Raw genomic sequence first — 19,857 nt, forward strand, 5'->3', positions numbered from 1 at the left:
TTCTCCTGAATTTATACCAATTCCACACTTACGATTGTTTTCCAAGTAGATGAATCATGGCATCTCATCGCAGGTGTCAGATAAATTTCCCGATGACTCTTTTTCACTTGATATCCTTGATCCTCTGCAAACTGAATCACCTCTAATAGTGTTGTTTTTGTTTCACGATAATGACCGACATGTAACTTTTGCGCACACAGAACCGAATCTGCAGTAATAAGCTTTGTATCGGGGATCTGATCTTTTAAGTTCTTAGCGACATTCCTTTGTGCTTCTTCAAACATCTCATCTGTTATGCAATCCGGAACCTGCATCACTTGGGTAGTCGTGGCTAAGTTATCGTTCATTTCATGCCAAATAATTTCGTGAGGCATCAGCTTAAATTTATAATCTATCTTTGTTTTAGTAATGTGTTTTAGCTGATTGACGATCTTCCATACAATCCACTGCTGGTCCACAGGTTCTGGCCGTCCTGCCCAATCCATATGATAAGCAGTGTTCATCTCTTGTATTACATATTTCAGTTGAGGCATACGTTGAATACGCACTGGACCTGGCTTCTCACCATAAATTTCTTTATGAATTTTACGATGATCATGTGTTAATACTTTTGTTTGCAAAAGGAATCACCTCATCTATTATTTGGAAAATTATGATAATATTAGCCTATCATAAAACGAACGGTATTGGAGTGAAAAGGAGGTTTTTATTTTGAAAAAGTTACCCTGGGCAGCTGGCTTTTTCATTCTGACTTTTTTGCTTGTACTGTTCGTTATGAATCTCGCATTTCACCAGATGATTCCAGACAGCCACCGAACTTCTATCGAAGAGAAAGGCTGGGATTTAGCATTTTATTTGCCTAAGAAAGAACGTTTTTCAATACCTGAATATCCAGAGCCGTTGGAAACCTTCTATTTAGCGGGAGTTGATTTTACTGGCTATGAGAAAACGAAAATAACGAGGCACAAATATAGATTAGATCAAAAATGTGATACCAGATATCTAGAGGCGGTAATCTTGACTGGAGATAACAAAATTATAGGCAGTTATATAGATGCCTCTGATACAGTTCCCGGGGTAGCCGAAATGACTGAAGAAGAAGATTTTATGAAAAGAGATTATTGTTTTAATTAAAAAGACGCTAGAGATTCCCGAGCGTCAATAGTTTTGTTGTTCTATTTGTTTTAATCCTTTTGCTAATTTTTCTGTATCCAAGCCCTCACCGATAAACACCAGTCTTAACGGCATCTTCATGAGCTCTTTTTCGTAATTGGGCAGCCCGTAGGAATATTGAAAAAGATAGATTTGTCCGTCTTCAAGTTTGATATAGCCTTTGATCCTGTAAATCGATGATGGTGCTTCGCGCAGCCAATTTTCAAAAGCTTCTTTTTTGACAGGACCTTTGAACGGATACATCCATGTTTTCACATTTAGTTTGTCGGCTGTAACTTTTTGATGCTCTTTTCTGTCTTTTACAGAAAGTGCGAACAGCTCATCAATGTCTGCTTTCGCATAATCAGTCAGCACGTATGGTGTTCCTTCATTTAAGCGTTCCGAATCTTTTTTTATCGACTGCTTTTGGTCGTCTGACAAAGAACCAGTCTTGTTCCAAATGATGAAGTCCGCATGCTTTATTTGTTCCAGCATTAGCATTTTAGCCTGGACACTCATCGTATCGCGGTCAAGCCACCTTGTTGCATCCATGACCGAAATGATTCCAGATACATGCAGTTCATCGAGCAGGTATGGTGACAAACAAGCGTCCAGCACATCAATCGGATGAGCAGCACCTGTTGCTTCTATGATCAAAGTGTCGAGTTCATTTTCCTTACAAAGTCCCAACAACTGCTTTTCAAGCTGATCGGATAATGAGCAGCAGATACAGCCGTTAAGCAGTTCTTTTAACGGAATATCTCCCGGGACTGCATCAGAATCAATCGAAACTTGCCCAAGTTCATTCATGAGGACAGCCGTTTTGTGATTTTTTTGTTTTTCACGCTGAAGCAGCTGCTTAAGCAAGGTTGTTTTTCCGCTTCCCAAAAAACCTGCCAAAATGATTACGTTCGCTTTTTTCATGTTACACCTCATACATTATTAATCGCTTGTTGCATTCTACAATAAGTAACCAAATTAAATCTACTATTGTGCGTATTATATTCTCTGGACAAGCATAAATCTTCCCGAACGCGCATAAATCTTCCCGAATGACAAAAAAACAGCCCCGTTACAGGCTGTTAACATTTACTTTAGCTAATAATTTTTTAATGATATCAAGACTTACTTCTTCCCAGAGGGCGTGGTCTGTCGTGAAAAGAGTTGAAATCTTGTCTGCAAAAAGCTTGAATGCTTTTTCATAACGCGGGTCGTCTTTTGCAGGAAGCTTCTTTTTCCGTTCCTCTACCAGCTGCTGCAATTTCGGAGCACGCGGTCCCCACTTCACAATTTCCTTACCCTTTTCATCTATAAAGATAATGATTGGAATAGACTTGGCTTTATTGGTAAGGTATCGATCCATCAGTTCTGGGTTTTTATCACGCTGAATAAAACGGACGTCAATGAGTGCTTCGTCCGCCATCCGCATAAAAACAGGGAGATTCAGCATCGCATCACCGCACCAATCTTCGGTGATCACAATAGCTCTTAACCGGCTTTTTTGCATGCCTTGCAGCGCATCTTTCATCGGATCTGGAAGTACGAATGCATTATAGATAGATAGCAAGTTCTCTTTGTGTGTATTCATAGCATTTATATATGCATAGCGAGTCATGCCTTTTTCAAACCAATTATTGAGGTCAGCCATTCTATGTTCCTCCCTGTTCTTTATCTACTCTTATTGTAACCAAACAAGGGGGAGTTGTGGCAATGAAAACGCCTTAAATTTATTTATTTGGTTCTTTTAACCTGCTCGAAGTTTTTTCTGGAGCTGGGAAACAGCGAACAAAAGCAGGTATCTCTCACGCGGCGTTAACCGGAGCCAGTCCTTTACTTTGTATTTCATACTGATTTCCACCTTTCAATTACATTTAAACCTTGTACTTCTTTTAATACCACTATTATTCAAAAAAGAAACTATTTTAAACACATTACTTTTCGTCAATTAATGAGCTCTTTCGCAAGAATGCTTTCATTTTCATCTTTATAAAAAATATTTTCAGAAAAGGTTTTCGTTTCTTTTTATAGAATAAAGGGAAAAGAATCGAAAAACGGGTGAGGTGTTAAGTGGATATGAAAATGTTGAGCGAAAATGTTAAAACGCTATTCTTTACGGATGATGGAAAAATTCCAAATCATCCTTCTTGGCCGGTTCTCTTGTACGTTGGTGAACTAAAAGAACCTCAGGATGCACTAGATGTTTTTGAGGAGAACGGATGGACGAACGGTTGGAAGAATGGCGTGTTCGATTACCATCATTACCACAGCAACACACATGAAGTATTAGGGGTTATGAGCGGTGAAGCCGTACTATTATTAGGCGGCGATGACGGTGTTTCCGTTACCGTTTCGAGGGGGGATGTTATCGTGTTGCCCGCAGGAACCGGTCATAAAATGATCGGGTGCAGCACCGATTTTAATGTAGGAGGAGCCTATCCAGGCGGAATGGAACACAACCTGAAAAAAGGTGAGCCTGACGAACGTCCTGAAGTGCTCGATGAAATTATGCTAGTTCCATTGCCTGAAACGGATCCGCTGTTCGGAAAAGAAGGTCCTCTGTTAGAGTTATGGAAAAGCAAATAAGAAAAAGGCGGCTCAAAATTCATTTTGGGACCGCCTTTTTTATGGTATCATAAAGTTAAAATTTACCAAACTCACGAAAGAGGTGCCTGATGAAAGAAAACTTAAAAGCCGGCCTGCTTGCCTCCTTATTTGTGTTGATCGGATTCCCAATCATTTTTACCGTTGGGTCCATTGTGTCCGGAGACTGGAGATACCTCATCTTTAGCATTGGTCCGATACTTACTGCAGGATTGACGAGTCTTTTATTTACTTTGCATCATATGAAAAAGAAATCTGAGATCCGCTGATCAGGATTTCCACCACTTAGAACGAGGGAGTTCATCATCTAAAGCTATCGTTTCACCGATTTGAGGGGTAGAAATCATCACGTTATTCACATTCGCAGCTTTGACCGCCCGTTCAACTGGATCTGTCCAGTCGTGCAATGATAATGTAAAGGCTCCCCAGTGAATGGGAATCATCACCTTCCCTCTTACATCTAGATGTGCCTGCACGGTTTCTTCTGGCATCATATGAATCGCAGCCCACTTTTCATGGTATTGACCACACTCCATCAAGGTTAAATCAAAAGGTCCATATTTTTCACCAATCTCTTTAAAATGCGGACCATAACCGCTGTCACCGCTAAAATAGATTTTCGCCTCTTGTCCTTTAATAACCCAAGAACACCATAGCGTGGAATTTCGATTCGTTAAACTCCTGCCGGAAAAATGCCTAGCAGGTGTACACACAAGTGTGAGACCTGCTGCGACAACTTCATCCCACCAGTTACATTCTTGTATTCTATCTGGCTCTACACCCCATCTCTTCAGATGGTTGCTGACCCCGAGCGGAACAACGAATTGCTTAACTTTACTCTTTAGCTTTTTTATCGTGCCATAATCGAGATGATCGTAGTGATCATGAGAATATACAACTAAATCTATTTGAGGCAAATCTTCAACAGAAAACGGTAGTTCATTGCTGTAACGTTTGTTGCCGAACCAGGGAATGGGCGACGGTGCTTTCCCGAACATCGGATCAAGAAGGATTCGTTTATTATCAATTTCCAGCAAGATCGAAGAATGACCGAACCAAGTCACTTTTGTTGTTTGGTTCATATTCTGAGTTGAAAACTGAAGCGGTTTTATTGGAATCGGCTGATCGGGCTGTCTGTTCGGATTTCCTTTTAGAAATTCTTTTAATACTGGCACCATGGATCTGAAATCCGTTGCCATTTCGGTAGGAATTTGATTAACGAACGTACCGTTAGAATAATGTTCCTGTGAACTGTACTTCGTTTTGGTTTCTTTAGAGGGATTGCTTCCAAACACCGGATGAAAAGTGATGAATAAGAACACAACCACTAATACAGCGATTAGTATGAGCAAAGCAAGCATATTTACGACCTCTCTTAAAACAATGTAGTGTAAATATACTACTCTTTTTCTTTCCAGCGAAGCAACTTTTAAGCTGGCTTGTCCCTAGACAGCTATCGGCTTTACGAAAGTTGGCGACAAGAGTCGACTGTTGGATAAATGCCCGAAATTTTTGAATTGAAGGTCAAAACTTTTGGATTCGCCCCTGTTCGGAGCTCACAGCACGCCCAACACGCCAGTCCAGCACCTCGTCCGCAAACTCTAAAACCTATTCTGACCAGTTATTTTCAAAAACTGTACCTAATTTTGTCTCTTATCTAAAAGATTGCTCCTATGGAAATTTTGTTAAGATGCCCTTCATTGAAAAGTTAATTGGAGTGGAAGGGCGAGACTCCTCGAAAATGAAAATCGCATTTTTTTCGTACGATGTAACGCTGCCGAAGCCTTCCTTGTCCTGCAGGATGAGTGGGACAGGTGAGACCATTCAATGTCGCAAGGCGACGAATGGGCTCACCGCACACCCTGCGGAAAGCGAGCCCTGCAGCGGAAATTAACCTCGTTCAAAAGCATCTTCAAAATCCGCTCCACACAGCAAAAAAGCTGATCTATTCCGGACGTTATCTTGTCCAGAAGATCAGCTTTTGTTCCAATTATTCATTTAAGCACTTTCCTTCTCTTTTTTCTTGGCGTTTTTCTTGCGCTTGCGTTTCTTCTTCTTTTCCAGTTCTTCTTTCTTTGCAAGCATTCTTGCACGTCTCCTCATCTCTTCATAGATTTTTACAATTAACATTGCGAAACTGATGAGAAGTGCCAGGATTTTATAAGCCATCCTCCAACACGCCCTTTCTCCTAGAAACGGGCTTGCTTCACGAATCTGGATCTTTGGCTGCTGCCGTTTCCATCGGAATTCTCATTGCTCGATACGTATCCTTATCACACACCGCTTTTTCCTGCGCGTTTAAGACAAGTAATCCGTTTCCTTCCGCCTTCTTCGTCAATCCGATGCTTAAGGTATTTTTAACGAGCTGGGCGTAAACTTCTGCTTCAGAGAGCTCACGGCCAAACAGCTTTTCCTCCCGTTCAATCAGTAATGCTGCTGCACCTGAAACATGAGGTGTTGCCATTGAAGTTCCAGATAGCTTGGCATATTTATTACCAGGATAGGTTGAGATTACATCAACCCCTGGTGCTACGAGATCAATCTCATCATTTGTATTTGAAAAAGGAGCCAGCATCATTTTGGCATCTACTGCACCAACTTGTACTACTTCTTTATAAGCTCCAGGAAAAGCATGTTCGTTTGTATCTTCTTTGTTGTCCCCCTCATTTCCAGCCGCACAGACTACAAGAACATCTTCCAAAACTGCTCTTTGAATCGATTCGTGAAGTTCAGGAACATCGTTCGGTCCACCGAGTGACATCGAGATCACACGCACTCTCTCACCGTTCTCGCCTCGCCATTTTACCGAATAATCAATGGCATCGATAATCCCCTGATACGTTCCGCTTCCATCTTTACCGAGTACCCGGCAGATCAGCAGCTTCACGTCCGGTGCAACGCCTGCAACACCTGCATTGTTTAGCGTTGCCGCAATCGTACCTGCAACATGTGTTCCATGGTAATGCGCATCCGTATAATCGTCTTCTTCTCCTTCTACGAAATTCCGCCCGCCTGCAATTCGATTGGCGAGTTCGGGATGACTCGTGTCACAGCCTGTGTCGAGAACAGATACCACAACACTTTGTCCTTTTTCACCTTCACGCCAAAAAGCAGGAGCGTTGATCATTTCAACACCGTATGGAATTTCCTCTTTCGATACTTCCATTACATCTTCCAGCACAAAGGGAATTAAACGAATTTCACTCATGATCCTTGCCTCCTTTTTAATAAAAAAGATTACTGAATCATATGGTTATACTAGGGCTGCAAAAATTCATGTCTGACTCGATGGTTGAATGAGATGATACCGAAGATGATGGGGACCTCCTTTCTTTTTAATGTAAGAAAAAAGAATAAAGATTCTCGCTGTGGGTACTATTATCACTATTCTAGCAAACTGTTAAAAGTTTCCACAAGTCCCGTTTTTAAAATAAGGAATTATCTCTACATCGACAATTTATGCAAAAGAAACATAAGCATTCATCCTTACCCTCCTCTTATGCTTCGACAATTTTTACTAGTCTTTTAAAACTATTATGATAAAAGAAAGAAACTCTCAAGTCTGGACGGCGGTCCATTCTTGAGAGCATTTTTACTTTTATAGATTAGTAGCGAACAGCATCTGCTGCGTTTACACGCCCTTTGGAGTAGTAAGAACCTGTCCCAGGTACATAATCAGCAGTGTTTTCAATGGCTGCACGGATGTTTGCTGCGCTTCGTCCTTGGGAAGCTAGTAAACCAGCAATTCCTGCAACAAGCGGACAAGCCATTGAAGTACCAGACATATAAGCATATCCTCCGTTACGAACCGTAGAAGCTATGTCTACTCCAGGAGCAGCTACATCAACCCAAGATCCATAGTTAGAGAAAGAAGCTCGGTTGTCATTACGGTCAGTAGCAGCTACCGCGATCGCACCAGAATAATAGGCCGGATAGCTAGGTGCAGATGTGTTCTCGTTACCTGCTGCTGCAACAACAACTGCTCCTTTAGAAGTTGCGTAGTTTACCGCGTTTTGCAAAGAAGTTGATCCGCTTGGTCCACCAAGGCTCATAGAAACAACTTTAGCTCCGTTATCAACAGCATGATAGATTCCATTCGCAATGTCATCAAGAGACCCGCTTCCGTTTGCATCAAGTACACGAACGGCATAGATCATGACGTTTGGAGCCATACCTGCAATTCCGCGAGCGTTGTTTGTAGTGGCAGCCGCAATACCAGCAGCATGTGTTCCATGGTCATGACGGTCCATTGGATCCCAATCGTTGTCTACATAGTCATAGCCTTTGATAACTCCACCTGCTAAATCAGGATGGTTGTAATCAACACCTGTATCGAGGATCGCCACTTTTACAGATGAAGATCCTCGCGTGATGTCCCAAGCAGATTGTGCGCTAACTTTTTGAGGTGCCCATTGAACGCCATTTGAGAAGTACGTATCATTCGGAGTCCAAGAAATGTGGTATGTATAGTTCGGTTCCGCGTACTCTACATCTCCGCTCATTTCATATTCTGCAATAGCTTCTTCCACTGTTCCTTCTTTAACTTTAATCACGTGGAATTTCGAACCTTTTTCTTTTACTTCATCTTTCGCTTTAAATGCTATTGACTTTGCTTTGGAGTCTGAAACACCATCTTTAAATTTTACAATAATTTCTTGAGGAGTTACATTCGCCTTTACTTCGGTACTTTTCGCCGCTGAAGCCGGTGATGCAAGAGATACAACTAATGGAAGTACTGCTGCCATAGTGGCAATCTTCTTAAACATTTACTTCACTCCTTAAAATTTTGTTGTCGTCGACAATTTCTAATATAGGGGTGAAATAACTGAAAATAAAGAAAAATTTTACTATTCTAGCAAAAACAAATAGATACTACTAATTTTTAAAAGTTTTAACTTAAAATAGGAAAAAAGTCATTGTAATCTCTTCTCATTTTTTGAATCTTTTTACATATAGACGTAGAATATACCTAGAGCGGACACTATCTTTATTAATCCAAAAGTTTAACAATACCCTGATTCTTTTAACGCTTAATTACAATTTTTATGAAAAAGTCAAGTTCGTAAATTCCTTTTCCATTCACTCCTTTTAGAAATGCTGTTTACTAGAAAGGGATTTATTTTCAAATTTTTCATCTTCTTTCAAAGATATTTTTTACTATACTATTCCTTATAAGACGGGTTGTTTGGAAAAATGGTTTAAATCTCATGATTAGAGGTATACCTAAAGAAGAGTCTAATGATTTGGAGGGATATTATATGTTAAAAGCAGGCGATAAGGCACCAGATTTTACTCTAAAGAGTGAAACTGGAGAACCGTTTTCTTTTCATCAGCACCTGGAGAAAGATGATCGTTTCCATCTGCTCGTTTTCTTTCGGGGAGAATGGTGTCCCGTATGTAACGATCAGTTAAAAGAGCTTGAGCAGAACATCGACACCTTTAATGAATTAAACACACACATTCTAGCGATTTCAACCGACAAATCGGAGAATCTGAACAAAATGAAAGAAACGCATTCTCTCTCATTTCCTGTATTCAGCGATCCCGAACGTTCTGCGGCAGAACCATATGGTGTGCAATATCATAACGGAGAGCTCTATGAAGATCATGGGAGGCACGGTGAACCAGCACTATTTTTAGTGGATGATCAAAAACGTGTGCTGTATTTCGATATTCAAACCGGACCCTTTGGCCGTCCAACTGCAGAGGATCTAAGAAAAACGATAAAATACATCAAGAAAACATTGCAGAAATAAAAAAACGGAGTGAAGGCAAAAGTGCCTCACTCCGTTTTCTGATACTGAAGGTGGTAAAATAAACCAAATTATATGATGATAGCTAATTTTTATGTGATGAGCAGCATTTTTTATGTGATTAACCTAGATTTTCATGTGATCATCACAACTTTTTATGTGATTATTCCCCGCTACTACTCTTCCCCTCCTACAAAATAGTCATTCTTCCTGTAGGACAGTGCACTCAAATGAGCAACCGCCTCATTTGAGTTCTCAACCGTCACTTCATACCAAGATGTGCGATGATTCCGCTTGATTTCTGAAGCTTTTGCCGTTATTTTATCCCCTTTATGGCAAGCTGCTAAATAACCGATATTCACCGACAGCCCTACCGATGTTTTTCCATATGAATTACATGCCACTGCAAACACAAAATCGGCGATCGCAAAAAGCACTGCTCCATGCGCGGTCCCGTGTGCGTTCAGCATGTTCTCCGTTATCGTCATCTCAGCTTCTGCACTCCCTGGTCCCATTTCCGTCAGTTCAATTCCGAGCCACTGGGCAAATGTGTCTTGATTCAGTTTTTCTCGGATTTCCTCAGCATATTGATAATGGACCTCTGTATCATCTCGTTTTATCTTCATTCGTATCACCTCTTATAAAGAATTCTTTTTATCCGCCATATTCCCTTTCTTAAATTTATTAGTGCTTAACACTTCACATATCGTTCGAATACACTTACACTATAATAACTAAACCTATAAGAAAGGTCGGAATTATTATGACAAAAAGTCCTGCTTCTATCCCTAGACCTTTAGTCCGCACGAATCAATGGTTTATTTTTTTATCAGTTACAGCCACATGGCTCACTGGTCAAGCTTGGATTCTATTATTGCCGCTTATCGCAGGATTACTTGGAATGTTCTTTAACTTTAATCCGGTGATGAGGTTTGCAGCAATATTTTTGAAAAAGAAACCATCTGAATATATTCCTGAAGATAAAGATCAGCAGCAATTTAACCAGCTTATCGCCATTACCCTATTAGCTACAGGATTCATCGGATATACGCTGAATTGGACTGTGCTCGCTGTAGCAGCAACTGCAATGGTAGCAGCTGCATCATTCATCGCTATATTAGGATTTTGCGTTGGCTGTTTTATCCGCTTCAGATGGCAGCAGTATCGGTATCAGAAAACACAAAATCAATAGTGATTATGAAGACTCCTTTGATGGAGTCTTTTTTTAAGGAAATTATTGTATAAAAATGGAATTAAATAAAGAAAGGGAGTGAACGAGATGAAAGGAAAAATCTCAATCATTAGCGGACTACTCATAGGATTGCTTATTTCCTATTTTACCCTTGAGTATAGAGGGTCAAAGATCAAACATCTTGGTGTTGATGGAAAAGTATTAAATGAAATCACTGAGTTGGACTTTAGTTTCATTTCCAATGCATTTATTATTATTGCGATTACTAGCGGGATCATCTACTATCTTTTGGTAAAGTTAGAAAAAAGTGACCAAAAACATTATAACTCTAAAAACTGAAAAACCATTCGCTCACAAAAGCAAATGGTTTTTCTTAATTATTTTGTTGCTTCAAAAACAAAGCTTTGACGGGCGTGAGTTGGTTTCTTCCCATACTCGAAGTCAGCACTCACTGAAACATTTCTAAAACCAACGCTCTCCATAATCAGCTTTAGTTCTTCAATTCCGTACCAGCGGACCGCAAATCGCTGCAGTTCTGTCTGTATAAGACTTCCCTGACGCCATTTTTCGTATTTCAGATAGGATACTTTGTATTGTTCGAAGAAGTTCACATCTACTAGTTTATCTTCCATCGTAATGATGTCTCCGTTCAGGCAGTCTACCGTTAATGTACGAAGCACTTTTCCCGCTTCGAAATTATCGGTAGGCAGAAAAATATCCAAAATCAAACGGCCGTCATCCTCAAGATTTTCATACATCTGTTCCAATGCCTGACGTGACTCTTCCCGCTTTTCAATCAGCAAAAATGAGCCTCCAGGTATAATGATATTCTTATATTTTTGAGGCAAATCGAGTTTCTGAAGATCACTTTGATAAAGGTTAGCAGATAATCCTTTTTCGTCGATCCGCTTTTGACAAGAAGCCAGCATCTCAGCAGAATAGTCCATTCCATCAACGTGAAGTCCGGCTTCCAAAAGCGGAATGATTACACGCCCGGATCCAACCATTGCCTCCAAGGTGCGTCCTCCGTTTTCCTTCAGTCTGCTCGCGTAATACTCAATGTCCCCGCCAAAAGACTGTCCAACTTTTTTAGTAAGATCATACACTTCCGTACAAAGCTCTCCATAATTGCTAAAAGACATAAATAAATTCCCCCATTAGTGTTTTTAAACGGAGGGTCATTGTTAACAAAAATTAACCCTTCCGCACCATCATCATTTGAACATAGCTAGTATTGTTTTTTAACATCGTTAACCCCTCATTTCTTGTAATATAAGCTAATTATGGTTTTTCCTGAAATTTTAGTCAATATTATTTCGAGACAGCAAAAGTTTGTGATGTTTATCACATACAAATACCTTCTAACACCTTATGCTTAAATCAGTTCCAAAATATAAAAAGTGTAGGGAGGATTTAAGATGAATAACATACAAACCATCCTTGTTGCTTATGACGGATCACAGGAAAGCCAAAAGGCATTAGACTTTGCAGTGGAATTTGCAAACGAAAGAAAAGACGTTGAACTTCACCTTGTCACAGTTTACCAGCCTGTTTATACGATGGCATATACGTACGCAAACTATCCTGTTGAACAAGCATCCTACGAATTAAAAGAAAGAAACGAAGCGATCATCCAGAATGTCAAAACAGAAATCAGCCTAAAAACAGATCACCCAATTGTCGCCAAAGCGATTGAAGGACACCCAGGAAACGTACTTACCCACTATGCATCTTTAAACGGAATCGATTTAATCGTGATCGGCAGCCGCGGGTTAAGCGGTGTAAAAGAATTATTCTTAGGAAGCGTCAGCCATTACGTTGTTCAAAAAGCGGAATGTCCGGTGCTGGTTATTAAATAACGATTGTATTTATATCCTCAACTAGAAGGTGGTGTGTGCTATGTTTGTTAAGTTCCTTAGAGAAAACAAGATCGCTTCCTATATCCTAACCTTTTTCCGCCTTTATCTAGGATATACATGGACTGTTGCAGGCTATGAGAAAATAACAGGGAAATTTGATGCTACTGGTTTTTTACAAGCCTCTATAAGTAAAGCAACAGGAGAGCACCCAGCTGTACAAACGTGGTGGGCTGATTTTCTTACAAGTGTGGCTATACCTCATACCGGCTTTTTTAACTTCCTTGTTCCTTGGGGTGAACTTTTAGTTGGGCTGGCGCTATTGCTTGGTATCTTCACAACCTTCGCTGCATTAATGGGGGCAGTTATGAATTTTGCTTTTCTCTTTTCAGGTACTGTAAGCACTAACCCACAGATGCTGTTACTTACGATTTTCATACTAGTTGCTGGACGAAACGCATCACAGTGGACCGGACTAGACAGTTGGGTTATACCGAAATTTTTCAAAACGAATAAAGCATTAAAAACAATGAATACCCCCTCTAATAAACTTCTATGATCCCCTGTTTTCCGGGGATCTCTTTTTATGTCGAAAAAATGAGTGAGTACTCACTTGACAACTTAATGTCCACTCGCATATGCTAAAAATAGAAAATGAGTGATTACTCACTTTTTATCGTTACCCTTTAAGGAGGTTCCATATGAACTCTGTTATACACGTATCCGATGTATCAAAAAACTATGGTTCACAGCAGGTTTTAGAAAATATTTCGTTAAACGTTGAAAAGAATGAGATTTACGGATTACTAGGTCCATCCGGTGCCGGGAAAACGACTCTCGTTAAAATGATTGCAGGGATTGAAACTCCAACAAAAGGCAGCATTAAAGTACTCGACACGCTCATGCCTAATCTTCATAACATGACACGCATTGGTTTTATGGCTCAATCTGACGCTCTTTATGTTGAACTGAGCGGCAAAGAAAATCTGGAGTTCTTCGCTTCTATTTATGGTTTAAAAGGACAAAAGCAAAAAGAACGTATCGAACACGTTGCTTCCCTAGTAAACCTGACTGAATTTTTAAAGAAGCCTGTTCATCAGTACTCCGGAGGAATGAAAAGACGCCTTTCGTTAGCCGCAGCCCTCCTCCACGAACCCGAAATTTTAATTTTAGATGAACCTACTGTTGGGATTGACCCTGTTCTTCGCCAGTCAATCTGGAACGAACTTTACAAACTTAGTGACGCTGGTACAACGATACTTGTCACGACACACGTGATGGATGAAGCAGAAAAATGCGGACAGCTTGGCATGCTTCGTGATGGAAGATTAATAGCTTCAGGCTCGCCTCAGCAGCTGAAAGAATCCACAGCCAGTGCAACGATTGAAGATGCTTTTCTTTATTACGGAGGTGTCCGAAATGAGAACTAGAGCCTTAGTAAAACGGATCATCCGGCAGTTCATCCGGGATAAACGAACGCTTGCCATGATGTTCCTGGCACCATTACTCATCTTATCGCTTGTCAATCTCGTTTTTTCTGGAAATGATTATGACCCTGAGATCGCTGTAATAAGCAGTACAGAACAGATTTCTTCACAACTCGAGAAGGCTGATAAGTCTTTTACAGTCTATGAAAATAAAAAACTAGCAGCCGAAGACTTAGAGAATGAAAAACTGGATGCAATCGTTGAGATCAACCCGCCATCAACGAAAATCACGCTGGAAGGCAGCAATCCGACAGCTAACAAAGCGGTAATGATGACTGTGGAAAAAACGCTGAAATCATTGACTCCGCAAAGCAACCAGCAAAGCTCAATAGAACCAGAAATCGAGTACCTGCACGGATCGGCCGATATGGAATCCTTTGACTACATCGGACCGTTTCTAATCGGATTCTTCATATTCTTTTTCGTATTCCTGATCGCTGGTGTTTCTTTTTTGCGCGAAAGAACGACAGGCACGCTGGAACGATTGCTTGCTACACCGATGCGCCGCTGGGAAATGGTTGCTGGATATGTTTTAGGTTTCGGGATTTTCACCATTATCCAATCAGCAATCATCGTCTCGTTTTCGATCTATGTTCTCGACATCATGATGGCAGGTTCCATCTGGTTCGTTATCTTGATCACACTCATGCTTGCTATAACCGCTCTTTCACTTGGAACACTGCTATCAGCTTTTGCAAAAAACGAACTGCAGATGATTCAGTTCATACCGCTTGTCGTCGTTCCGCAAGTGTTCTTCTCTGGACTCTTTAACATCGAAACGATGGCTGACTGGCTCCAGCCGCTAAGCTATCTCATGCCATTGACTTACGGTGGCCAGGCGATTCGCGACGTAATGATCCAAGGCGGCGGATGGTCAGAGATCTATGATGAAGTTCTTGTTCTCGCCGGCTTTTCGTTGCTCTTTATGGTATTAAACGTTTTGGCGTTAAAAAAACACAGAAACCTGTAACCGTTTGTCCACTGATGAAAAATGTGTCTATAATAAAAGAAACGTACGTTTAAAGGAGAAACACTCATGTCCGATCAAGAATGGATTAAAGAGCTGATAAATGACACCGAAGACACTGTCATTAGTGAAAAGCAGCAAAAAATATTAGCAGCGGCGATTGATACTTTTTCAGAAAAAGGATTTGCAGCATCATCCACAAGTGAAATCGCAAAGAAAGCAGGAGTTGCTGAAGGTACGATCTTCCGCCACTACAAAACAAAAAAGGAGCTTCTTTTAGCGATCGTTACGCCGACAATGGCAAAGTTCGCAGCTCCTTTCTTTATAAAAACTTTTGCAAAAGAAGTCTTTGAGAAGGAGTATGAGCATTACGAGGATTTCTTAAGAATGATCGCGAAGAATCGTCTGGAGTTCGTAAAAAAACATTTCTCCGTATTAAAAATTTTCATTCAAGAGATTGCTTTTCACAACGAGCTTCGCGAACCCTATCAGAAGCTTTTCAATGAGCACGTATACGGGAAGTTTAAGAAAATCATTGAGCACTTTCAGGAAAAGGGAGAAATCATTGACTTGCCTCCTGAAACCATTATACGCATGTCAGCCTCAAGCATCATCGGTTACATTCTCCCCCGGTTCCTTCTTTTTCCTAACCAGGAGTGGGATGATGATAAAGAGATTGAACACATCGTTGAATTTGTGATGTACGGATTAAGCGGAAAACGATAAGAGGCATACAGAAACCCGCTCATTTACTGGAGCGGGTTTTGTTTATCATATAATACTTGGTTCTCGCTGACTATTGTCGTACTGATCGGAGTATAGTGAGACAGGTTCACAGCTTTATCACCGATTGTAGGAGACAATGCTATTGCGGAAGGACCAAGCAATAAATACCCGCAAATGAATACGAGCACAAGTCTCTTTTTCATACTCTCACCTCCTCAGCACATTTTCAGAAAGAAAAAAGAACCTTGAGACTGCATCCCTGGTTCCCCTATTTTCTTGCTATGAAATTTCCCTTTTCTCATTAAACTCAAGCATGATTTTTTCTTCGAATCGGTTTGAATGTGTTTTTTTCTTTTAGGAGGATAACAAATAGTGAGACAGCAAGAAGCAAAAGAATCGTGCCTGTTCCTAAAAAGCCATTAGCGTAAGTCGGTATATCGGCGGTTGCCACTTTATCATTGATTTCCATGCCTAAGAAATAAACGCCGATACCATCACCATCTATGGTTTCCGCTCCAACCGCTCTTAAAGATAGACCTTGCGTTAGTAGAAGAACCCCTAACAAAGAGAAGATGATACCGATCATCCATCTCATTTTTATACCTCCTCGTAATAAGAAGCGCGCATTTTTTTAAATGACGGACTTAATTCACTCCATACATCAAATTTGTTTCCATCCGGATCGCAGAATACAAAATTCTCACCCGCATGACCGCGGTCTTCAATTTCACCAGTCTGAATTCCTAGACTCTTGAATTCCTCGTGCAATTTATACAGCGTATCAATCCCGTTGACTTCAAACGTTAAACTAAACCTTTCATTGCCTTTGTAATCTGTGAAGTTGGCATTCTCGTTTTGCTCTGCCTTCACGAGGAAAAAGCTTTGGTTAGCTAGATTCATAATCGCTTTATCTTCATCCTGATAGTTAATTTCAGCTCCAAGATTTTCAGCGTACCATCTCGCTGATAGGTTTGGATCACGAACGGGTACATACGTGGTACCTACTCGAACTAATTTTTCTTTCAATTGATTTTCCTCCTCTAATAAACGATATATTCAATCACAACTGCCCAAATGATCAGCATCCCATAAAGAACACCGCACCCGGCAAGGAAGTGAACCTTCTTTTGTAAAAATCCGGCGCTCTCTGTAAACTTTCGAAGAACAAGCGTTAAAATAATAACAAGAAAGCCTATGAGCCAAGGAGACCAATCCTCCTGTAGAAATATAAAAAAACCAATGTATAAAAATAAGACATAGTAAAATATCGTTCCGAGTTTCATAGTGTCCTCCCTTTCCTTTACAATTCTTTTTTTGGAAGAAAAATCCTTCATTAACATAAAGGTAACGGCAGGTTTGGTAGAGAAAATTTAATGATAGGAGGTTATTATATGATTCTGACTGAAAACAAACACTTTGAGCTTCATAAAGTTAAAGAAGGTATATATGCAGCGATTGCTAAGGATGGCGGCGGTGCCGTTGGAAATGCAGGTTTCGTAGATTTGGGTGATAAAACAGTCGTATTTGATACATTCAATACACAGCAGGCAGCACTGGAATTAAAGAAGTGTGCAGAAGAGATAACAAATAAGCCAGTTTCTTGGGTTGTGAACAGCCATTACCATGGAGACCACATTCGCGGAAACCAGGTTTTCGACTCCAGCATCCTGATATCAAGTGAGGTAACCTACAAAAAAACGAGGGACATTCAGCCTGAACGAATTAAAGGACAAAAGCATGATATCGCTGGATTAGAAAATTACATACAAACGTTACAAAGCGAATATAACGAGACAAAAGCTCAAAAGACACTCACACAGATTCATTTTTTACAGGAAATATTAGTGTCCTTGCCAACCTTGACGCTCACTCTCCCTTCTTGTACGTACCTTGAAGCTTTTACTATTCATGGTACTGAACGGTCAGCTCAACTTTTTACAAGAGGGGCCGGTCATTCGCCTTGTGACGCGTTTTTATATCTACCAGAAGATGAGGTCATGTTTATGGGAGATTTATTATTCGTCCAGACACATCCTTCGTTCTTTGATGAATCCGATCTGGATAACTGGATGCATACGCTGCAAGAATTGAGCACTTGGAATATTCAAACAGCAATACCCGGACACGGTCCGTTAGGTACAAAATCAGATTTTCATCAAAATATTCAATACATAAAAGACGTTAAGAGGCTCGCTGAGAGTGAAAAAGATGTGGAAGACATAATAATCCCTTCTCCCTATAAAGATTGGGCTCTGAAAGAACTCTTTGTAACAAACCTAAAACAATTAAATCAACTCTTAAAAAACAAAATGGAGACCTCTTTACATGATTAAAGCAAAGAGCATTACTAGGTCCTTCGAATATTTGACGTAGAAAAAGCAAAAGAATTTTATTTAGACTTTTTGGAGTTTCAAATAGACTGGGAGCACCGGTATGAAGAAGATTATCCTTTATATATGCAAGTGTCATCAGGTTCTTGCCAATTGCATCTCTCAGAACATTATGGTGATTCCAGCCCTGGCATCAAAATTCGAATACAAGTTGAAGGAATTGAAGAGCTGCACAATAAACTGATTTCGAAAAAATATAAATATGCAAGACCTGGATTAGAAAGAGCTCATGGCCATCTGGAAATCAGGATTGGAGACCCCTTCGGAAATAACCTTTGTTTTTACGAGCCTCAACAGAAGTAGGCTTTTTTGATGAAAACTGAGAACTGAGCTTCATTTAATGAGGATGTCCCTTCTGATTATTTTCAGAAGGGATTTTTCAATTTCTAATAGGAAAGCCTCAATCAAAAAGTTTTTGCTGTTTATCCTCGAGTTTACATTCCTCGACATATCCCGCACTTATAATACCCTCTCACCACTAATAAAGCCCTCCAGCTCGGTTTTGAGCTGAAAGGCTTTTAAAATTTTGGTTAGATGGACAGCTACTCATTTAAAGCTCTCTTCGCCAGTGCACTGATCACCATATCGTCCATCGGCGGATTATGAAGTCCTGCACGTACATCCCGGTAATGACGCTGCAACGGACTCGACATCGCCAAGCTTCTTGCTCCAACAATCCGCATCGCGAGATCTACAACTTTTGCAGCCGAGTTTGTTGCCACATGCTTAACAGCCATTAGTGAAGGTCCCATTTCCATCCTGGAATCTGGTTCATTCACCCATTTTGCAGCGGTTGTATATAAAAGCTCTCGGGCTTTAAATAATTCAAGTTCCATTTCACCGATCTTGCGTTGAACTTCAGGGACCTCAGCAATCGCTCCTGGCAAACTATTCGGTTTATAGCTTTTTGCGAAATTAACGGCTTCATTTCTTGCCGCCACTGCTACCCCAAGATAGCAGGCAGGAATATGAAGCAGCCACGCTTTTGGAAGGTCCAGTTTTCCGCGTTCTTCTTCAACAAGAGCCTCACCGCTTACGGTTACATCCTTCATCACGAGGTCATCGCTTCGGGTTCCCCGCATGGCGACTGTATCCCAAGTCTCTTCTATAGTTACTCCATCTTGCTTCATATCAATTAAGAAGTTTCCTTTTTTTCCCGTATCCCCGATTTGGCTAGAAACAATGGCATAATCTAGCGCCGGCGCCATTGATGTGAAAGTCTTAGTGCCATTGATCACCCAGTCTTCACCTTGCTTCACTGCTTTTGTTTGCGGCATCCCGCCGCGTGTTGGGCTGCCAGTGGCAGGTTCAGATGCAGCACGATTCACAAGAGCTTGATCTCCCACCACTTTTTCGCATAACGAACGGAACATCTCTTCGTTCCACGTCCGCTCTTCGGCTAGTTCAAGAAAACTGCCAAGATGCCATCCGAGACATAATGCTGTTGCTGCATCTCCTGCTGCAATTCTTTCCTGCAGAAGAACAAACTCATACAGACTCAACCCTTCTCCGCCAAACTCTTTCGGAATCGTTAGCGAAAGATATCCAGCCTCTTTAAGCTCCTTAACGTTCTCAAACGGAAAACTGCCTTCGCGATCATGTTTATCGGCTCTCTCAGCAAACTTTTTTGCCAAAGCATCTATTTTCTTAAACCAATTCTGCTGCGTTTCATTTTTGATATATGCATCGTATAAATAGTTCACAAAACGACAATCCCTTCCTAACAAATCAGA

27 protein-coding genes are annotated in these 19,857 nt (G+C 40.7%); 13 read left to right on the plus strand and 14 right to left on the minus strand.

Going from position 1 to position 19,857, the window contains the following annotated elements; all coding sequences use genetic code 11:
* Window positions 1-11 precede the first annotated feature (11 nt).
* Entirely contained in the window at window positions 12-620 is a 609-nt protein-coding gene (locus tag ACFW35_RS12720) for a hypothetical protein (protein ID WP_379846166.1), read from the minus strand.
* A gap of 91 nt (window positions 621-711) precedes the next feature.
* Here ACFW35_RS12720 and ACFW35_RS12725 point away from each other — a divergent pair, with 91 nt between their 5' ends.
* The gene (locus tag ACFW35_RS12725; protein WP_379846168.1) at window positions 712-1,134 is read left to right on the plus strand and encodes a hypothetical protein; all 423 of its coding nucleotides are present in this window, start codon (window positions 712-714) and stop codon (window positions 1,132-1,134) included.
* Window positions 1,135-1,158: 24 nt separating this feature from the next.
* Here the strand turns inward: ACFW35_RS12725 and ACFW35_RS12730 are convergent, their stop codons facing one another.
* Together ACFW35_RS12730 and ACFW35_RS12735 are read right to left on the minus strand one after the other, a co-directional pair.
* A complete protein-coding gene (locus ACFW35_RS12730; RefSeq protein ID WP_379846169.1) occupies window positions 1,159-2,076 on the minus strand; it encodes a CobW family GTP-binding protein in 918 nt (305 codons plus the stop codon).
* Between the two features lie 148 nt (window positions 2,077-2,224).
* On the minus strand, window positions 2,225-2,800 hold the full coding sequence (locus tag ACFW35_RS12735; protein ID WP_379846170.1) for a thioredoxin family protein: 576 nt from the start codon (window positions 2,798-2,800) through the stop codon (window positions 2,225-2,227).
* 425 nt (window positions 2,801-3,225) lie between these two features.
* Here ACFW35_RS12735 and ACFW35_RS12740 point away from each other — a divergent pair, with 425 nt between their 5' ends.
* Window positions 3,226-3,735 carry a cupin domain-containing protein gene (locus tag ACFW35_RS12740; RefSeq protein WP_379846171.1) on the plus strand — a complete coding sequence of 170 codons (510 nt, stop codon included), beginning with the start codon at window positions 3,226-3,228 and terminating at the stop codon, window positions 3,733-3,735.
* A gap of 89 nt (window positions 3,736-3,824) precedes the next feature.
* A complete protein-coding gene (locus tag ACFW35_RS12745) occupies window positions 3,825-4,022 on the plus strand; it encodes a hypothetical protein (protein ID WP_379846172.1) in 198 nt (65 codons plus the stop codon).
* Here the strand turns inward: ACFW35_RS12745 and ACFW35_RS12750 are convergent, their stop codons facing one another.
* The 4 genes from ACFW35_RS12750 to ACFW35_RS12765 form a co-directional block, all read right to left on the minus strand.
* Window positions 4,023-5,114, minus strand: coding sequence for an MBL fold metallo-hydrolase (locus ACFW35_RS12750; protein ID WP_379846174.1), 1,092 nt, complete (start codon window positions 5,112-5,114; stop codon window positions 4,023-4,025).
* A 637-nt stretch (window positions 5,115-5,751) separates the two neighbouring features.
* Window positions 5,752-5,922, minus strand: coding sequence for a hypothetical protein (locus ACFW35_RS12755; RefSeq protein WP_379833255.1), 171 nt, complete (start codon window positions 5,920-5,922; stop codon window positions 5,752-5,754).
* 37 nt (window positions 5,923-5,959) lie between these two features.
* Complete coding sequence (locus ACFW35_RS12760; RefSeq protein ID WP_379846176.1) at window positions 5,960-6,961, minus strand: S8 family peptidase; 1,002 nt, start codon at window positions 6,959-6,961, stop codon at window positions 5,960-5,962.
* A gap of 397 nt (window positions 6,962-7,358) precedes the next feature.
* Entirely contained in the window at window positions 7,359-8,519 is a 1,161-nt protein-coding gene (locus tag ACFW35_RS12765; RefSeq protein WP_379846177.1) for a S8 family peptidase, read from the minus strand.
* 492 nt (window positions 8,520-9,011) lie between these two features.
* On the opposite strand from ACFW35_RS12765, the gene ACFW35_RS12770 reads away from it, so the two are divergent.
* Window positions 9,012-9,509 carry a peroxiredoxin family protein gene (locus tag ACFW35_RS12770; protein WP_379846179.1) on the plus strand — a complete coding sequence of 166 codons (498 nt, stop codon included), beginning with the start codon at window positions 9,012-9,014 and terminating at the stop codon, window positions 9,507-9,509.
* Window positions 9,510-9,682: 173 nt separating this feature from the next.
* Here ACFW35_RS12770 and ACFW35_RS12775 read toward each other — a convergent pair whose 3' ends face one another.
* Window positions 9,683-10,132 carry a PaaI family thioesterase gene (locus ACFW35_RS12775; RefSeq protein ID WP_379846180.1) on the minus strand — a complete coding sequence of 150 codons (450 nt, stop codon included), beginning with the start codon at window positions 10,130-10,132 and terminating at the stop codon, window positions 9,683-9,685.
* Between the two features lie 137 nt (window positions 10,133-10,269).
* Between ACFW35_RS12775 and ACFW35_RS12780 the strand changes: the two genes are divergently transcribed.
* A complete protein-coding gene (locus tag ACFW35_RS12780) occupies window positions 10,270-10,698 on the plus strand; it encodes a DUF4395 domain-containing protein (protein ID WP_379846181.1) in 429 nt (142 codons plus the stop codon).
* Between the two features lie 87 nt (window positions 10,699-10,785).
* The gene (locus ACFW35_RS12785; protein WP_379846182.1) at window positions 10,786-11,037 is read left to right on the plus strand and encodes a hypothetical protein; all 252 of its coding nucleotides are present in this window, start codon (window positions 10,786-10,788) and stop codon (window positions 11,035-11,037) included.
* A gap of 38 nt (window positions 11,038-11,075) precedes the next feature.
* Here the strand turns inward: ACFW35_RS12785 and ACFW35_RS12790 are convergent, their stop codons facing one another.
* A complete protein-coding gene (locus ACFW35_RS12790) occupies window positions 11,076-11,840 on the minus strand; it encodes a class I SAM-dependent methyltransferase (RefSeq protein ID WP_379846184.1) in 765 nt (254 codons plus the stop codon).
* Window positions 11,841-12,116: 276 nt separating this feature from the next.
* Between ACFW35_RS12790 and ACFW35_RS12795 the strand changes: the two genes are divergently transcribed.
* From ACFW35_RS12795 to ACFW35_RS12815, 5 genes are all read left to right on the plus strand, one after another.
* A complete protein-coding gene (locus tag ACFW35_RS12795; RefSeq protein ID WP_379846185.1) occupies window positions 12,117-12,557 on the plus strand; it encodes a universal stress protein in 441 nt (146 codons plus the stop codon).
* A gap of 40 nt (window positions 12,558-12,597) precedes the next feature.
* Window positions 12,598-13,113, plus strand: coding sequence for a DoxX family membrane protein (locus tag ACFW35_RS12800; RefSeq protein ID WP_379846186.1), 516 nt, complete (start codon window positions 12,598-12,600; stop codon window positions 13,111-13,113).
* 142 nt (window positions 13,114-13,255) lie between these two features.
* A complete protein-coding gene (locus tag ACFW35_RS12805) occupies window positions 13,256-13,984 on the plus strand; it encodes an ABC transporter ATP-binding protein (protein WP_379846187.1) in 729 nt (242 codons plus the stop codon).
* Window positions 13,974-15,011: an ABC transporter permease gene (locus ACFW35_RS12810; RefSeq protein ID WP_379846188.1), complete on the plus strand. Its 1,038-nt coding sequence runs from the start codon at window positions 13,974-13,976 to the stop codon at window positions 15,009-15,011. Before ACFW35_RS12805 ends, ACFW35_RS12810 begins: the two co-directional genes overlap by 11 nt.
* Window positions 15,012-15,077: 66 nt before the next feature.
* A complete protein-coding gene (locus ACFW35_RS12815) occupies window positions 15,078-15,734 on the plus strand; it encodes a TetR/AcrR family transcriptional regulator (RefSeq protein ID WP_379846189.1) in 657 nt (218 codons plus the stop codon).
* A 23-nt stretch (window positions 15,735-15,757) separates the two neighbouring features.
* Here the strand turns inward: ACFW35_RS12815 and ACFW35_RS12820 are convergent, their stop codons facing one another.
* From ACFW35_RS12820 to ACFW35_RS12835, 4 genes are all read right to left on the minus strand, one after another.
* Entirely contained in the window at window positions 15,758-15,937 is a 180-nt protein-coding gene (locus tag ACFW35_RS12820; RefSeq protein ID WP_379846190.1) for a hypothetical protein, read from the minus strand.
* Window positions 15,938-16,041: 104 nt separating this feature from the next.
* A complete protein-coding gene (locus ACFW35_RS12825; RefSeq protein WP_379846192.1) occupies window positions 16,042-16,329 on the minus strand; it encodes a hypothetical protein in 288 nt (95 codons plus the stop codon).
* Between the two features lie 2 nt (window positions 16,330-16,331).
* Window positions 16,332-16,760, minus strand: coding sequence for a VOC family protein (locus ACFW35_RS12830; protein WP_379846193.1), 429 nt, complete (start codon window positions 16,758-16,760; stop codon window positions 16,332-16,334).
* Between the two features lie 14 nt (window positions 16,761-16,774).
* The gene (locus tag ACFW35_RS12835) at window positions 16,775-17,017 is read right to left on the minus strand and encodes a hypothetical protein (protein ID WP_379846195.1); all 243 of its coding nucleotides are present in this window, start codon (window positions 17,015-17,017) and stop codon (window positions 16,775-16,777) included.
* 108 nt (window positions 17,018-17,125) lie between these two features.
* Between ACFW35_RS12835 and ACFW35_RS12840 the strand changes: the two genes are divergently transcribed.
* Both ACFW35_RS12840 and ACFW35_RS12845 read left to right on the plus strand, forming a co-directional pair.
* On the plus strand, window positions 17,126-18,067 hold the full coding sequence (locus ACFW35_RS12840) for an MBL fold metallo-hydrolase (RefSeq protein WP_379846196.1): 942 nt from the start codon (window positions 17,126-17,128) through the stop codon (window positions 18,065-18,067).
* 27 nt (window positions 18,068-18,094) lie between these two features.
* Window positions 18,095-18,427 carry a glyoxalase superfamily protein gene (locus ACFW35_RS12845; protein ID WP_379847497.1) on the plus strand — a complete coding sequence of 111 codons (333 nt, stop codon included), beginning with the start codon at window positions 18,095-18,097 and terminating at the stop codon, window positions 18,425-18,427.
* A 239-nt stretch (window positions 18,428-18,666) separates the two neighbouring features.
* On the opposite strand, the gene ACFW35_RS12850 is transcribed toward ACFW35_RS12845, so the two are convergent.
* Window positions 18,667-19,827 carry an acyl-CoA dehydrogenase family protein gene (locus ACFW35_RS12850; RefSeq protein ID WP_379846197.1) on the minus strand — a complete coding sequence of 387 codons (1,161 nt, stop codon included), beginning with the start codon at window positions 19,825-19,827 and terminating at the stop codon, window positions 18,667-18,669.
* Between the last annotated feature and the right edge of the window lie 30 nt (window positions 19,828-19,857).

This window comes from Fictibacillus sp. NPDC058756 (assembly GCF_042746035.1).
In the GTDB taxonomy this organism is placed as follows: Bacteria; Bacillota; Bacilli; order Bacillales; family Fictibacillaceae; genus Fictibacillus.

Bases quoted from the DNA above. Each gene is read 5' to 3' on its own strand.
- ACFW35_RS12805 (WP_379846187.1), top strand. From the start codon at position 13,256: ATGAACTCTGTTATACACGTATCCGATGTATCAAAAAACTATGGTTCA.
- ACFW35_RS12775 (WP_379846180.1), bottom strand. From the start codon at position 10,132: ATGAAGATAAAACGAGATGATACAGAGGTCCATTATCAATATGCTGAG.
- ACFW35_RS12815 (WP_379846189.1), top strand. From the start codon at position 15,078: ATGTCCGATCAAGAATGGATTAAAGAGCTGATAAATGACACCGAAGAC.
- ACFW35_RS12810 (WP_379846188.1), top strand. From the start codon at position 13,974: ATGAGAACTAGAGCCTTAGTAAAACGGATCATCCGGCAGTTCATCCGG.
- ACFW35_RS12740 (WP_379846171.1), top strand. From the start codon at position 3,226: ATGAAAATGTTGAGCGAAAATGTTAAAACGCTATTCTTTACGGATGAT.
- ACFW35_RS12745 (WP_379846172.1), top strand. From the start codon at position 3,825: ATGAAAGAAAACTTAAAAGCCGGCCTGCTTGCCTCCTTATTTGTGTTG.
- ACFW35_RS12735 (WP_379846170.1), bottom strand. From the start codon at position 2,800: ATGGCTGACCTCAATAATTGGTTTGAAAAAGGCATGACTCGCTATGCA.
- ACFW35_RS12770 (WP_379846179.1), top strand. From the start codon at position 9,012: ATGTTAAAAGCAGGCGATAAGGCACCAGATTTTACTCTAAAGAGTGAA.
- ACFW35_RS12785 (WP_379846182.1), top strand. From the start codon at position 10,786: ATGAAAGGAAAAATCTCAATCATTAGCGGACTACTCATAGGATTGCTT.
- ACFW35_RS12760 (WP_379846176.1), bottom strand. From the start codon at position 6,961: ATGAGTGAAATTCGTTTAATTCCCTTTGTGCTGGAAGATGTAATGGAA.
- ACFW35_RS12755 (WP_379833255.1), bottom strand. From the start codon at position 5,922: ATGGCTTATAAAATCCTGGCACTTCTCATCAGTTTCGCAATGTTAATT.
- ACFW35_RS12765 (WP_379846177.1), bottom strand. From the start codon at position 8,519: ATGTTTAAGAAGATTGCCACTATGGCAGCAGTACTTCCATTAGTTGTA.
- ACFW35_RS12780 (WP_379846181.1), top strand. From the start codon at position 10,270: ATGACAAAAAGTCCTGCTTCTATCCCTAGACCTTTAGTCCGCACGAAT.
- ACFW35_RS12820 (WP_379846190.1), bottom strand. From the start codon at position 15,937: ATGAAAAAGAGACTTGTGCTCGTATTCATTTGCGGGTATTTATTGCTT.
- ACFW35_RS12730 (WP_379846169.1), bottom strand. From the start codon at position 2,076: ATGAAAAAAGCGAACGTAATCATTTTGGCAGGTTTTTTGGGAAGCGGA.
- ACFW35_RS12835 (WP_379846195.1), bottom strand. From the start codon at position 17,017: ATGAAACTCGGAACGATATTTTACTATGTCTTATTTTTATACATTGGT.
- ACFW35_RS12790 (WP_379846184.1), bottom strand. From the start codon at position 11,840: ATGTCTTTTAGCAATTATGGAGAGCTTTGTACGGAAGTGTATGATCTT.
- ACFW35_RS12840 (WP_379846196.1), top strand. From the start codon at position 17,126: ATGATTCTGACTGAAAACAAACACTTTGAGCTTCATAAAGTTAAAGAA.
- ACFW35_RS12800 (WP_379846186.1), top strand. From the start codon at position 12,598: ATGTTTGTTAAGTTCCTTAGAGAAAACAAGATCGCTTCCTATATCCTA.
- ACFW35_RS12750 (WP_379846174.1), bottom strand. From the start codon at position 5,114: ATGCTTGCTTTGCTCATACTAATCGCTGTATTAGTGGTTGTGTTCTTA.
- ACFW35_RS12795 (WP_379846185.1), top strand. From the start codon at position 12,117: ATGAATAACATACAAACCATCCTTGTTGCTTATGACGGATCACAGGAA.
- ACFW35_RS12825 (WP_379846192.1), bottom strand. From the start codon at position 16,329: ATGAGATGGATGATCGGTATCATCTTCTCTTTGTTAGGGGTTCTTCTA.